Source organism: Cupriavidus sp. 10L43_2, from assembly GCF_056395265.1.
Genome location: NZ_JBFTJE010000006.1, coordinates 33,224 through 46,672, shown reverse-complemented (window position 1 = coordinate 46,672; position 13,449 = coordinate 33,224). Strand labels below are relative to the sequence as shown.

Genomic DNA, 13,449 nt, shown 5'->3' with positions numbered 1-13,449 from the left:
CGCGCCATGCCGTCCCCGTCCCTACCTACCCCATCGCTCGCACCAGCCGGCGGCCCCCTTGGGGTGCTGCCAGCGACAACGACGACCTTACCGCCCCCATCCGCCGCCCGGCGCGCGATTCCCGCGACGCCTGCGGCCCCCACGATGGCGGGCGCTTCGCCATCCCCATCGACTTCCACGCACGTAGACGGTCATTGCTTTCACTGCGGCCAGCCGCTGACGCCAGCGGAGCCGGTATTCATTGCCGATGTCGAAGGCAGCGCGCGCAGTTTCTGCTGCGGCGGCTGCCAGACGCTGGCGCAGATGCTCCACGCGGCCGGTTTCGGCCATCTGTATGGCGATACCTCTCGCTTCGCGCGTCCTATCGACGACGCCGCGCGCCGGGAAGCCGAGCCGGTCTGGGCTGCCTACGACACGCCCGAGCTGCGCCAGCAGTTCGTCCGCCCGCTAGGCGATGACAAGGCTGAGGTCACTCTGGCGCCGGAAGGTATCCGCTGCGCTGCCTGCGCGTGGCTGATCGAGCAGCGCCTGGGCCAGCTGCCGGGTGTGGAACTGGCGGTGGCCAACGTGGCAACGCGCCGCGTGGTGGTGCGCTGGCGGGAATCGCAACAAACCGTGTCAGCCTTGCTCGGCGCCCTAGCGGACATCGGCTATATGGCGTGGCCATTCGAGGTGTCCCGCAGCGACCGCCAGGACCGCCGCGAACGGCGCGGGCTGCTGATGCGGATGGCCGTGGCGATGCTCGGCATGATGCAGGTCATGATGTACGCGTGGCCGATCTACACCCATGAAGCCACGATCGATGCTGGCCAGTTGCAACTGATGCGCTGGGCCAGCTTCGCGCTGACGCTTCCGGTCGTCTTTTATTCTGCCTCCCCGATTTTCACCGGCGCCTGGCGCAGCCTGCGCCAGCGCGCGATGGGCATGGACGTGCCCGTGGCCATCGGCGTGGCCGCCGGCTTTCTGGCCAGCGCAGCCGCCACGGTGCGCGGCGTGGGTGAGGTCTACTTCGATTCCGTGACGATGTTCGTGGCCTTCCTGCTGCTGGCCCGCTATCTGGAACTGCGCGTGCGTCAGGCGTCCCGAAGCGGCGCCGAGATGCTCGCGCGTCAGCTCCCGGCCACCTGCGAGCGCCTGACGGAGGGCGGCACCGCCGAGCGCGTGCCGGTGGCCCGCCTCGGCGCGGGCGACCGTATCCGGGTCAAGGCCGGTGAAATCATGCCCGTGGACGGCGTGGTGCTGGCTGGCATCAGCGAACTCGACGAATCGATGCTGACCGGCGAGGCACGACCGGTGCGGCGGGGTATCGGCGATGCGGTACTCGCCGGGTGTTTCAACACGGCCAGCCCGCTCGAGGTGCGCGTCGGGCGCATCGGCGCCAATACGCGGCTGGCCGAGATCGTGGCGGTGCTGGACCGTGCCCTTGCGGAAAAGCCACGACTGGCGATGCTGGCCGACCGCGTCGCAGGCTGGTTTGTCGGCGCGCTGCTTGGGATGGCGGCGGTCACCGGTATCGTCTGGGCCGTCTGGATCGATCCGTCGCGCGCGTTGTTGGTGACGGTGGCGGTGCTCGTGGTGAGCTGTCCCTGCGCGCTGTCGCTGGCTACGCCTGCGGCGCTGGCGGCCGCCGGTGCGGCACTGTCGCGGCGCGGGGTGCTGCTGACGCGGTCTCACGCCATCGAAACCCTCGCGCGCGTCACCGACATCGTGCTCGACAAGACCGGCACGCTGACCGAGGGGCGCTTCGCGGTGGTGCTGACCGAAGCCACAGGCCGCCTCGAAGCGGACATCTGCCTGGCGATTGCCGCGGCGATGGAGCAGGGCGGCGAGCATCCGATAGCCCGGGCGTTCCTCGATGCCCGCGCACCATCGACCGGGCGGGAGCAGCCCTCGGTGGACGATCTGTGCAATGTGCCGGGGCAGGGAGTCGAAGCCTGTGTCGACGGGCGGCGCGTGCGGCTTGGCCGGCGCGACTTCGCGGCGGCGTTGGCGCTGGAGCCGGGCGTCTGGGTCGGCGATGACGCGGCCATCGGCGCCTCTGGCAACGCCCATCGCGGCGCTACCGAGGTCTGGTTGGGCGCTGCCGAGGGCCTGCTGGCACGGTTTTTCCTGTCCGATATTGCACGCCCGCAGACGCCGGCGCTGATCGATGCGCTCGACCTGCTTGGCATTCGTACTCATCTGATTTCTGGCGACAACGTCGAAGCGGTGCGCTGGTGGGCCGACCATTTCGGCATGGAAACCGCCCATGGCGCCGTGACGCCCGAAGGCAAACGCGCCTATGTGGCCGCGCTGCAAGAGCAGGGCGCTGTGGTGCTGGCCGTGGGCGACGGCATCAATGACGCGCCGGTGCTGGCCCAGGCACAGGTCTCCATCGCAATCGGGAGCGGCGCACCGCTGGCCCAGGCAGGCGCCGACGCGGTCCTCACGCATGGCGGCGTGGCCGAGATTGCCAACACCATCGCCGCCGCGCGCCGTACGCGCCGCGTGGTGCGGCAGAACCTCGGCTGGGCCTTCTTCTACAACATTGTGGCCATTCCGCTGGCCGCCACAGGGCTGGTCACGGCCTGGATGGCAGGCATCGGCATGTCCGTGTCGTCGCTGCTTGTGGTGGCCAATGCCTGGCGCCTGCTGCGTGCACCGAACAAGGAGCGCTGACCATGGAAACCCTTTACCTGCTCGTGCCAATGAGCCTGGTGCTCGTGGCGCTGATAGCTGGCGCGCTCTGGTGGGCGCTCAACGCGGGCCAGTACGACGACCTCGACCGACCCGGCGAAGCCATCCTGCTCGATAACGACAAGCCATGAATTGCAAGCTTTTTACGAGCCCGAGTGGCGCGCGGCAGCAACAGTTCCCTTCGTTGAATTGCGACTTGACCGGGATCAACGCGCGGGCGGCGGCGACTTTCTAAAGTCACACCAACACTAGGGTTAAACGATCTTTACTTCTGTATTTGGGGGTCTGAATGGATGTCTCTACCGCGTCTCCACGCGTCGACACCTTTAACTACGGCGTCGTACGGCAGTTTGCCGTGATGACCGTGGTTTGGGGGATCGTCGGCATGGCCGTCGGCGTTCTGCTGGCGGCGCAACTGATCTGGCCAGATCTCAATTTCAATACCCCGTGGCTGTCCTTCGGGCGCCTGCGTCCGCTGCACACCAACGCGGTGATCTTCGCCTTCGGCGGCAGCGCGCTGTTCGCCACGTCGTACTACGTGGTGCAGCGCACCTGCCAGGCGCGCCTGTTCTGCGGGCCGCTGGCAGCGTTCACGTTCTGGGGCTGGCAGATCGTCATCGTGGCGGCCGCCATCACGCTACCGCTCGGCATCACGACTTCCAAGGAATATGCGGAACTCGAATGGCCAATCGACATCCTGATTACGCTGGTCTGGGTCGCCTACGCGGTGGTGTTCTTCGGCACCATCATCAAGCGCAAGACGCGCCATATCTACGTGGCCAACTGGTTCTTCGGCGCGTACATCCTGACCATCGCCATCCTGCATATCGTGAACAACATCGAGATGCCGGCGTCGATGTGGAAGTCGTATTCCGCCTATGCGGGCGTGCAGGACGCGATGATCCAGTGGTGGTACGGCCATAACGCCGTGGGCTTCTTCCTGACCACCAGCTTCCTCGGGATGATGTACTACTTCATCCCGAAGCAGGCCGGACGGCCGATCTACTCGTACCGGCTCTCCATCGTCCACTTCTGGGCGCTGAACTTCACCTATATGTGGGCCGGCCCCCACCATCTGCAATACACCGCGCTGCCGGACTGGGCGCAGTCGCTCGGCATGGCGTTTTCGCTGATCCTGCTCGCGCCGTCCTGGGGCGGGATGATCAACGGGATCATGACCATGTCCGGCGCCTGGCACAAGCTTCGCACGGACCCGATCCTCAAGTTCATGGTGGTTGCGCTGTCGTTCTACGGCATGGCCACGTTTGAAGGATCGATGATGTCCATCAAGACCGTGAATGCGCTGTCGCACTACACGGACTGGACSATCGGCCATGTCCACTCSGGCGCGCTSGGCTGGGTCGCGATGATCTCGWTYGGMTCGCTSTACTACCTGATYCCRCGCCTGTTCGGGCAAAAGGAGATGTTCAGCGTCAAGCTGATCGAGTGGCACTTCTGGATCGCGACGATCGGCGTGGTGCTCTACATCGCCTCGATGTGGATCGCCGGCGTGATGGAAGGGCTGATGTGGCGCGCCACGCAGCCGGACGGCACGCTGACCTACGCGTTCGTCGAAGCGGTCAAGGCGAAGTATCCGTTCTACCTGATCCGCCTGCTCGGTGGCCTGTGTTTCCTAACCGGCATGCTGGTCATGGCCTACAACGTGGTGCGCACGATCGCCGGCAAGACGGCCACGGACGCGCCGATCCCGGCCAGCCTGCCGGCTTCCGCCCAGGCTCCCGCACACTGACCGCCGAGGATTGCTGAGATGTCACAAAAACAAGGATTCTTCACCCACGAAACACTGGAAAAGAACGTTGGCTGGCTGATCATCGCCACGATCATCGTGGTGAGCATTGCGGGTCTGGTGCAGATCGTGCCGCTGTTCTTCCAGCATTCCACGACCAAGCCCGACGCGGGCATCGTGCCCTACACGCCGCTGCGCCTGATGGGCCGCGATATCTATATCCGCGAAGGCTGCGTCGGCTGCCATTCGCAGCAGGTGCGCACGCTGCAGGCCGAGACGGAGCGCTATGGCCATTTCTCGACGGCCGGCGAGTCGGTGTATGACCATCCGTTCCTGTGGGGTTCCAAGCGTACCGGTCCAGACCTCGCCCGCGTGGGCGGCCGGTATTCGGATGACTGGCAGCGCATCCACCTGCGCAATCCGCGCGATGTGGTGCCGGAATCGGTGATGCCGTCGTATCCGTGGCTCGAGAAGACCGCGCTGCCGACGGGCGATATCCAGGGCCGGATGCGCGCCCTGAAGCGGTTGGGTGTGCCGTACACCGAGGAGCAAATCGCCCATGCCCCTGAGGAACTCGCCGGCAAGACCGAAGAGGACGCGATGGTGGCCTACCTGCAAGGCCTCGGCCTGAACCGCCGCAACGTGCGCCTGGACGCCGCCACGGCGGCCGCGGCACCGAAGGAGTAACCGCCATGGCCATCCTGACCTCCGCTGCCACCGTGCTGTCGATGCTGGCCTTCCTCGCCATCTGCTGGTGGGCCTGGTCGTCGCGGCGCCAGGCCGCCAACGAGGAGTCAGCCATGCTGCCCTTCGCGTTGCCCGACGAGACCACGATAACGACAAGCCGGAACCCACAGTCATGAGCGATTTCTTTTCCGATTACTGGAGTTACTACATTACGGCCATCTCGCTGGTCGGCATCGCGTGGTGCGTGTGGCTGCTGTTCTCGCAGCGCCGGGCGCCAAAAAGCCAGGGTGCGACCGAGGATACCGGCCATGTCTGGGATGGTGACCTGCGCGAGTTGAACAACCCGCTGCCGCGCTGGTGGATGTGGATGTTCCTGCTGGCCTGCATCTTCAGCGTGTGCTACCTGGTCCTGTATCCGGGCCTGGGTTCCTACGCCGGCGTGCTGGGGTTCTCCTCGCAGGGCGAACTGGCGGCGCATCGACAGGCCGCCGAGAAGATGCAGAACGAGATCTACGGGAAGTACATGTCGATGGACGTGACGAAGGTCGCCGCCGACCCCGACGCCCGTGAAATTGGCCAGCGCCTGTTCCTGAACTACTGCGCGCAGTGCCATGGCTCCGACGCGCGCGGCAGCCGCGGCTTTCCGAACCTGGCCGACAACGACTGGCTCTATGGCGGCGACCCCGAAACGATCCGTCAGACGATCATCAAGGGTCGCAACGGCATGATGCCGCCGTTCGCGGGCGTCATCGACGCCAAGCTCGCCGGGGACACGGCCCAGTATGTGCGCTCGCTGTCGGGCCTGGCGTCTGACCCGATCCGCGCGTCGCGGGGCGAGGGCACCTTCAAGACCACGTGTGCGGCCTGCCATGGGGCCAGCGGCAAGGGCAACCAGGCGCTCGGCGCGCCGAACCTGTCGGACAGCGTCTGGCTCTACGGCAGTTCGGAAAATGCCATCGTCGAGGCGATCCAGAAGGGTCATAACGGGCACATGCCCGCGCATGAGGAAATCCTGACGCCCGAGCGCATCCGCATGCTGACCGCCTACGTGTGGGGTCTCTCCAATACAGGAGCGGCCGGACAATGATCAACAGCCCCCGGGCAGGGCGGCTTGCCGCCTGCCGGGGCGCGAGGAACACAAGATGAACGCGCCCCCCAATGCTGCACAGCCCGTAGCGGACGACCCCGCTACGTCGGAGCCCTCACGGCCCGACGACAGCCCGCCATGGCGCCCGGCTGCCACGCCGCTATCCGGGCAATCTGCCCAATCGGCTGAATCTTCGGAAGAAACACTCTACGAGGTCCGGCGCAAGATCTATCCGCGCTCGGTCACGGGCGCCTTCTCGAGCTGGCGCGTCTGGCTCGTCATCCTCACCCAGCTGGTCTACTACGGCGCCCCGTGGCTGCAATGGAACGACCGCCAGGCGGTGCTGTTCGACCTCGGCGCGCGCAAGTTCTATATCTTCGGCCTCGTGCTGTGGCCGCAGGACGTGATCTACCTCGCGGTCCTGCTTGTCATCTCGGCGCTCGCCCTGTTCCTGTTCACCGCCATCGCGGGCCGGCTGTTCTGTGGCTACGCGTGTCCACAGACCGTCTACACAGAAATCTTCATGTGGATCGAGCGACGCGTGGAAGGTGATCGCATCGCCCGCATCCGGTTGGACGGCGACCCGTGGAGCCTGCGCAAGCTGCGGCTCAAGGCGACCAAGCACACGCTCTGGGTGGTGATCGCCCTGTGGACCGGCTTCACGTTCGTCGGCTATTTCTCGCCGATCCACGAGCTGGGCGGGCAGGTGATCGACCTCTCGCTGGGGCCGTGGCAGTCGTTCTGGATGCTGTTCTATGCCTTCGCCACCTGGGGCAACGCCGGCTTCATGCGCGAGCAGGTGTGCAAGTACATGTGCCCGTATGCGCGTTTCCAGAGCGTGATGGTCGACCGCGATACCTTCGTGGTGACCTATGACGTAGGCCGTGGCGAGCCGCGCGGCAGCCGCTCGCGCAAGACGGACCGGCACACCGCCGGCATTGGCGATTGCGTCAATTGCAGCATCTGCGTGCAGGTCTGCCCGACCGGGATCGACATCCGTGACGGATTGCAATACGAGTGTATTGGCTGCGGTGCCTGCATCGACGCCTGTAACCAGGTCATGGACAAGATGGCCTATCCGCGTGGCCTGATCCGCTACACCTCTGAGAACGCGATGCGCAAGGGCCTGTCGGCAGTCGCCGCGCGCAAGCGCTTGTTCCGCACGCGGACGATTGTCTACGCGGTGATCTGGTCGGCGCTGGTGGGGGGCTTCATCGGGTCGCTGGCGATGCGCACGCCGCTCAAGGTCGATGTCATCCGCGACCGTGGCGCGTTGGGCCGCGAGGTCGAAGGTCGCTGGATCGAGAACGTGTACCGGCTGCAACTGATCAATACGACCGAGACGCCGATGCGCGTCCGGGTACAGGCGACGAGCGCGGAGCTGCAAGGGTTGACCATCGAGTATGACAAGTCGGCAGAAACGCTGGCGCCTACGTCGAACCGGCTGTTGCCGGTGCGGATCCGTATCCCGATCGACCACGCGCCGCAGGGCACGCACAAGATCCGTATCACGGTCACGGGGGAGGGTATGGACGACGCACGCGGACGCGCGCAGATCCAGGAAGCGACCAGTTTCATCGTGCCGCGCGGCCTGTAGGACAGGTCATTCAGGAAATATTCGACGCAAGGAGTAGGCAATGACAGCGCAACAAGTCAAGCCGTGGTGGAAGGAACCGTGGCCGTGGCTGCTGATGAGCGGACCGCTGCTGGCGATGATCGGCTGTGGTGTGACGATCTGGCTCGCCAATACCCACGCCGACGTGCCGGTGCGCGATGCCGCGCGGCATGGGCTGGTGGTGGAGAAGCTGGATGGGTCCGCCGTGCGTGCCGACGCCCATGTCAATGACACGGCGAGGCGGCCATGAGACTACGCTGGCTGATGTGGGTGATGTGGCCAGCGTTCCTGATGGGCGGCGTGGCCACGGCAACGGTGTTCTCGATTGTCGATCCCAGTGACCTGAGCTTCTTCGGTCATCCGGTCGACGCGTCGCGTGAGGCGATCTATACCGTGGGATTCCTGCTGGCGTGGCTGTTCTGCGCCTTGTCGAGCGGCCTGACGCTCTACACCATGCCAACGCCGCTCAGCGATACCGATGAACTCGAGTAGCGAGTGCACCGCCGCCGGCGAGCCGGCCTTAGCAGGAGCGGTTGTAGATCTGCTTGATGCCGGCCATGTCGATGAGCTTGACGTGGCGCTGGCGGATCTGGATCAGGCCCGCCTCGGCAAAACGAGAGAACAGGCGGCTGACGGTTTCGAGTTTCAGGCCAAGATAACTGCCGATCTCCTCGCGACTCATGCGCAACACGAACTCGCTCGACGAGTAGCCACGCGCCGACAGGCGATCGGAAAGATTGACGAGGAACGCGGCAAGCCGCTCCTCGGCCCGCATCGAACCCAACGTCATCAGCATCACCTGGTCCTGCGAAATCTCCTTGCTCATCAAGCGCAGGAACTGGGTTTGCAGCGAGGGCAGGTCAGACGAGAGCGCCTGCAAGTCGTTGAAGCGTACGACGCAGACTTCGGCATCCTCGAGGGCCGTGGCATCGGAAGCATGCTGCATTTCGCCGAGGCCATCCATACCGACCATCTCGCCGGGCAGATGGAAGCCGGTGATCTGCGAGCGGCCGTCTTCGAGCGTCACGTGCGTCTTGAGCGTGCCGAAACGCACGGCATAGACGGCGGTGAGCGGATCGCCCATGCGGTAAAGCGTTTCGCCCTTGTGCACGCGCACGCGTTCCTGCACGAGCGTGTCCATCTTCAGGAGGTCCTGGTGCGACATGCCTACCGGCAGACAAAGCTGGCCCATCCCGCACGTAGAGCAGCGGGGCGAGATCTCGGTGACGGGTATGGAGGTAAGCAATTGAGGGCTCTTGGTGATGCGCATTGCAGCGAGGGCGCGACAGATCAATTTTACCGCGTGAAGTGACGCGGAAGCGAGGGACCGTTGCCATTTGGTGTGCTTTTCAGCGTTTTTATCGTTGCGTTGTTTGGTGGCGTCCACTGTGCTGCGATGTGTGGCGGCATTGCGATGGCGGCCGAGCAGCGCGCGGCGGTGCGCGTGCCGGTGACGATCCATCGCTCGCCGCGCGGCTGGCTCGTGGAATTGCTGGCGATGCACGCCGGCCGCCTGACCACCTACGCGTTGCTGGGGGCGGTGGTGGGTGCCGTCGGCGCCACCGTATGGAAGCAGGACTATCTGCCTGTGCAGCGATGGCTCTATGGCGCAGGCGGAGCGATGCTGGTGATGTCGGGCTTCTGGCTGTTGCGTGGGCGCACCATGCGTGCGGCGCGCCTGGAGGCGTTCGCGGTGCGCATGGCCCAAGGGGTGGTGGGTCGCATGGGCGCGCTCGGTATCAGGCTGCCTGCCGGCCTGGCCCGGCATGCGCCGCTGCTGCGGCGCTTCGGTCTGGGACTCGCCTGGGGGATCGTGCCGTGCGGGATGGTCTATGGGGCACTCGCAATGGCGTTGCTGGCCGGCAATGCGGCGTCGGGCGCGCTGGTCCTGTTCGCCTTTGGGTTGGGAACGCTGCCAAACCTGCTGGTGATTTCGGGGTTGTCGGGCTATGTGCGCCATGTGTCGCGCCGGCCGGCGGTCCGGACCGTGGCGGGCGTGCTGATCATCGGCTTCGGCATCGTGGGCGTGGCGCGGGCGGTCTGGCTCCCGGAGACGCTGGCTGCGCATGGGTTCTGCGTGGTGTTCTAGGACGATTCCGGGCGGCGGACAGGCCGCCCCGGTTCGTGCCATTCGCCACGCCGGGCGGCGGGCGGGTTGCGGAGGGGGGCGGGAATGCCATACAATCGCGAGAACCACGGTATCGCGCCACGTAATTCCCTGGCGTCGCCGGGCCGGCATCCCTGATCTGGGATGCGTGTCCATGGGTCCGAGGCAGCATTGGCTTGCCGGATCCGTCCCCACAGTGCATCCGGTTCAAAAGATCTGGTTTAAAAGGCCGGTCGGCCTTGTGGAGTGGTGGTGCAGGCGCAGGACGAAGCTTGTCCGGGCCGATATCCGTTTTTTCTTGCCGCCTTGGCAATCTGATTGTCCTGGCGAATGTCCGCTCCAAGGGGAAGGGTTCCGCCTGCGAGGGTAAAGGCGAGAGCGCGACGCAAGAGGTTCGACTCCCGGCGAAGCCAGCCGGATGCGGACGATCTCCTGCCGGAACGACCCGGCAAATCGATGCAAAAGAACGAAGTGCACCGCTTGGCTGCCTGGGCTGCGACAGGCTGCGAGTTGGCTGCGCAATGAGATGGCGGTGGCATCGGTACCGCTGTATCCGAAATCTCCAGTGCTCCGGGATTCGTCCGGGAGCAGGTGCAAAGACAGGCTGCACACAATCACATGAATACCCAAGAGGCGAAGATCGTCCTCGAGACCGCGCTGATTTGTGCGCAGGAGCCCCTGCGCGTCAACGATCTCCGCCGTCTTTTCGCCGACGATGTCGGCGCCGACACCATCCGCGCCCTGTTGGACGAATTGCGACAGGACTGGCAGCAACGCGGTGTGGAACTCGTGGCCCTGGCCAGCGGTTGGCGTTTCCAGAGCCGGCCCGAGATGCGCGAGTTCCTCGACCGGCTCAACCCGGAAAAGCCGCCCAAGTATTCGCGCGCGGTGATGGAGACGCTGGCCATCATCGCCTATCGCCAGCCCGTGACGCGCGGCGATATCGAGGAAATTCGCGGCGTGACGGTCAGCACCGACGTGGTCAAGAAGCTCGAGGACCGCAGCTGGATCGAGGTGATCGGGCATCGCGACGTACCGGGCCGTCCCGCGCTCTATGCCACGACCAAGGCGTTTCTGGACGATCTGGGGCTGCGCACGCTGGATGAGCTGCCGCCGCTCGAGGATGCCCAGGCCCAGGTCCAGGCAGCCCTGCTGGACCAGCAGGCGATAGATTTTGAAGAAGTTGCCACGGCCAACCCGCCGGCTGGCGATGAAGAGACCTTTGCCGAGCCCCAGGCCGCCGAGACCGCTACCGATGCGGTGGAAGCGGAAGTCATGGCCGCGGCGGAGAGCGACCATGCGGAGCCGGTGGAGACGGAAGCCCACGGCGCCGATACCGAACAGAACGACACGCCGCACCCGCAAGACAACAGCGTTGCGCAGTGGTCCGCCGATGGCGGGCATGACGACGACGCGCCGCTGGCCCACGCCAACGGTTTCCACGTGGACACAGCTGCTTCCTCCCCGGAAGCGGCCGACGATTCGGTCCGGGACGGCAACGCGCCGCATCCTGCTGAGGACGACGAACGCGTGTCCAACTGAATAACACGCAACATCGATAGTGAATACTTTGTCTGATTCCGCTGAGCAAGACGTCCGGCAACCGGACGCGCCGGGCGATACCGGCGCTGCGCCCGACGCGGGCAATGGCACCGACGGCGCGCCGCGCCGCAAGGGCCTGCGCCGTGGCCTGCGCAATCTGGTGGCGTCGCGCCGCCAGTCCGCACAGGACCGCGAGGGTGGCCGTGCCGAGGGCGATGCCGCCGCACCGGCGCAAGCCGACGCGCCGCAGCCCGACGCCGCCGCACCGGCCGGTCGCGAGCCGCGCGCCCGTGGCCGCCGCAAGCCGGCAGCCGATCGTGATGCCMGTGACGTCCGCGAACCGCGCGCCGAGGCGAGTGACGCCGACGGCCAGCCTGCGCAGCCACAGGGTGCCGGCGTGCGCAAGCGCCGCCAGCAGCCCCAGCGCAAGGCTGCGCTGGTCGATGGCGACAACAAGCCGGCAGCCCAGCAGCCGGGCCGGCGCGACAAGCGCGGCCAAGGCGGTCAGGGTGGCCAAGGCGGCCAGGGTCAGCGGAAGGGGCAGGCGGGCGCCGCAGGCGGCAAGCCTTCGGAAAAATTCGAGCAGCGCGCCGGTGACAAGCCGGCTCGCGGCGCGAAGGCCGGCAAGCCTGCTGGCGGTGCCGAGGACGTCTTCAAATTCGTGATCTCGGAACAATTCGATCAGGAAGAGATGGCGCTGCCGCGCACCAAGGCCAAGCCGGTGCGCGAACTGTCCGCCGACGATGACGCGCCCAAGCTGCACAAGGTGCTGGCCGAAGGCGGCCTCGGCTCACGCCGCGAAATGGAACAGCTGATCCTCGAGGGTCGTGTCTCGGTTAACGGTCTGCCGGCCCACATCGGCCAGCGGATCTTGCCGACCGACCAGGTGCGCGTGAACGGCAAGCTGATCCATCGCAAGGTGTCGAGCAAGCCACCGCGCGTGCTGCTGTATCACAAGCCGTCCGGCGAAATCGTGAGCCAGAGCGATCCGGAAGGCCGTCCGACCGTGTTCGACAGCCTGCCGCGCATCAAGGCCGGCAAGTGGGTGGCGGTGGGTCGTCTCGACTTCAATACCGAAGGCTTGCTGATCTTCACGACCTCGGGCGATATCGCCAACCGCTTCATGCACCCGCGCTACGGCGTGGAGCGCGAATACGCGGTGCGCACGCTGGGCGAGCTGGCCGAGGCCGACCGCCAGGCGCTGCTGCACGGTATCCAATTGGACGATGGCGAAGCGAACTTCCTGCGCATCGCTGATGGCGGTGGCGAAGGCGTGAACCAGTGGTATCACGTGGCGCTGACCGAAGGCCGTAATCGCGAGGTGCGCCGCATGTTCGAGGCCGTTGGCCTGACCGTGTCGCGCCTGATCCGTACGCGCTACGGCCAGTTCCTGCTGCCGCGCGGCCTGAAGCGTGGCCGCTGGCAAGAGCTGGACCCGACCGACGTGCGCGCGCTGATGGCCAATATCGGCCTGAAAGCGCCGGCGAAGGGCGAGCAGGGCGGCAAGGGTGCCACCAAGGTGGGCGGCCGCAAGGCGCGTACCGAGGCGGCCATTGCGGGCATGCCGATGCACACCGGCATGGACGGCCTGCCGCGCTACGAAAAGGGAGGCGCGCGCGGTAACGGCGGCGGTGCCGGCCGTGGTGGCCAGCCCGATCCGATGCAGACCTCGATGGGTTACATCCCGACCGGCCCGGCGCCGCTGACGTCGCATACCACCAAGTTCAGTGGTGGCGCGGCCGGCGGCCTGCGTGGCGGCGGTGCCGGTGGGCGCGGTGGCAATCGCGGCGGCCTTGGCGGCGGTGGTGGCCTGGGCGGCGGAGGCATGGGTGGCCAGCGCGGCCAGCAGCGTCGCGGCGGTGGTGGCGAGGCCAACGGCAATGTGATGCCGAAGGCAGCCAAGGGCGGCGGCAATGCCAGCGGCCCGCGTCGTCCGCGCGGTCGTGGCGGCAACCAGGGGGGTGGCGGTCACCGCTAACCCAGGCAGG

At 66.2% G+C, this 13,449-nt stretch carries 13 protein-coding genes; 12 read left to right on the top strand and 1 reads right to left on the bottom strand.

Annotation, left to right across the window (positions count from 1 at the left end; all coding sequences use genetic code 11):
• Nucleotides 1-144: 144 nt before the first annotated feature.
• From AC1DEL_RS10720 to AC1DEL_RS10680, 9 genes are all read left to right on the top strand, one after another.
• Complete coding sequence (locus tag AC1DEL_RS10720; RefSeq protein ID WP_092289617.1) at nt 145-2,658, top strand: heavy metal translocating P-type ATPase; 2,514 nt, start codon at nt 145-147, stop codon at nt 2,656-2,658.
• 2 nt (nt 2,659-2,660) lie between these two features.
• Nucleotides 2,661-2,807 carry a cbb3-type cytochrome oxidase assembly protein CcoS gene (gene ccoS / locus AC1DEL_RS10715; protein WP_092289615.1) on the top strand — a complete coding sequence of 49 codons (147 nt, stop codon included), beginning with the start codon at nt 2,661-2,663 and terminating at the stop codon, nt 2,805-2,807.
• 158 nt (nt 2,808-2,965) lie between these two features.
• Entirely contained in the window at nt 2,966-4,426 is a 1,461-nt protein-coding gene (gene ccoN, locus AC1DEL_RS10710) for a cytochrome-c oxidase, cbb3-type subunit I (RefSeq protein ID WP_477159066.1), read from the top strand.
• Between the two features lie 18 nt (nt 4,427-4,444).
• A complete protein-coding gene (gene ccoO, locus AC1DEL_RS10705; protein WP_092289612.1) occupies nt 4,445-5,110 on the top strand; it encodes a cytochrome-c oxidase, cbb3-type subunit II in 666 nt (221 codons plus the stop codon).
• 5 nt (nt 5,111-5,115) lie between these two features.
• A complete protein-coding gene (locus tag AC1DEL_RS10700) occupies nt 5,116-5,286 on the top strand; it encodes a cbb3-type cytochrome oxidase subunit 3 (RefSeq protein ID WP_092289610.1) in 171 nt (56 codons plus the stop codon).
• Nucleotides 5,283-6,197, top strand: coding sequence for a cytochrome-c oxidase, cbb3-type subunit III (gene ccoP / locus AC1DEL_RS10695; RefSeq protein WP_477125734.1), 915 nt, complete (start codon nt 5,283-5,285; stop codon nt 6,195-6,197). The genes AC1DEL_RS10700 and ccoP overlap by 4 nt, the downstream gene beginning before the upstream one ends.
• Nucleotides 6,198-6,252: 55 nt before the next feature.
• Nucleotides 6,253-7,794 (top strand): cytochrome c oxidase accessory protein CcoG, encoded by a 1,542-nt coding sequence (ccoG, locus tag AC1DEL_RS10690; protein ID WP_477125733.1) that lies wholly within the window; start codon nt 6,253-6,255, stop codon nt 7,792-7,794.
• Nucleotides 7,795-7,834: 40 nt separating this feature from the next.
• On the top strand, nt 7,835-8,062 hold the full coding sequence (locus AC1DEL_RS10685; RefSeq protein WP_092289604.1) for a hypothetical protein: 228 nt from the start codon (nt 7,835-7,837) through the stop codon (nt 8,060-8,062).
• The gene (locus AC1DEL_RS10680; protein ID WP_092289602.1) at nt 8,059-8,304 is read left to right on the top strand and encodes a hypothetical protein; all 246 of its coding nucleotides are present in this window, start codon (nt 8,059-8,061) and stop codon (nt 8,302-8,304) included. The genes AC1DEL_RS10685 and AC1DEL_RS10680 overlap by 4 nt, the downstream gene beginning before the upstream one ends.
• A gap of 28 nt (nt 8,305-8,332) precedes the next feature.
• On the opposite strand, the gene fnr is transcribed toward AC1DEL_RS10680, so the two are convergent.
• Nucleotides 8,333-9,058: a fumarate/nitrate reduction transcriptional regulator Fnr gene (fnr, locus tag AC1DEL_RS10675; RefSeq protein WP_092290819.1), complete on the bottom strand. Its 726-nt coding sequence runs from the start codon at nt 9,056-9,058 to the stop codon at nt 8,333-8,335.
• Between the two features lie 84 nt (nt 9,059-9,142).
• Between fnr and AC1DEL_RS10670 the strand changes: the two genes are divergently transcribed.
• The 3 genes from AC1DEL_RS10670 (at nt 9,143) to rluB (ending at nt 13,439) form a co-directional block, all read left to right on the top strand.
• Nucleotides 9,143-9,901: a sulfite exporter TauE/SafE family protein gene (locus tag AC1DEL_RS10670; protein ID WP_092289600.1), complete on the top strand. Its 759-nt coding sequence runs from the start codon at nt 9,143-9,145 to the stop codon at nt 9,899-9,901.
• A gap of 636 nt (nt 9,902-10,537) precedes the next feature.
• A complete protein-coding gene (gene scpB, locus AC1DEL_RS10665) occupies nt 10,538-11,461 on the top strand; it encodes an SMC-Scp complex subunit ScpB (RefSeq protein WP_477125732.1) in 924 nt (307 codons plus the stop codon).
• Between the two features lie 28 nt (nt 11,462-11,489).
• Nucleotides 11,490-13,439, top strand: a complete 1,950-nt coding sequence (gene rluB, locus AC1DEL_RS10660; protein WP_477159065.1) for a 23S rRNA pseudouridine(2605) synthase RluB — start codon at nt 11,490-11,492, stop codon at nt 13,437-13,439.
• The last annotated feature ends 10 nt before the right edge of the window (nt 13,440-13,449 follow it).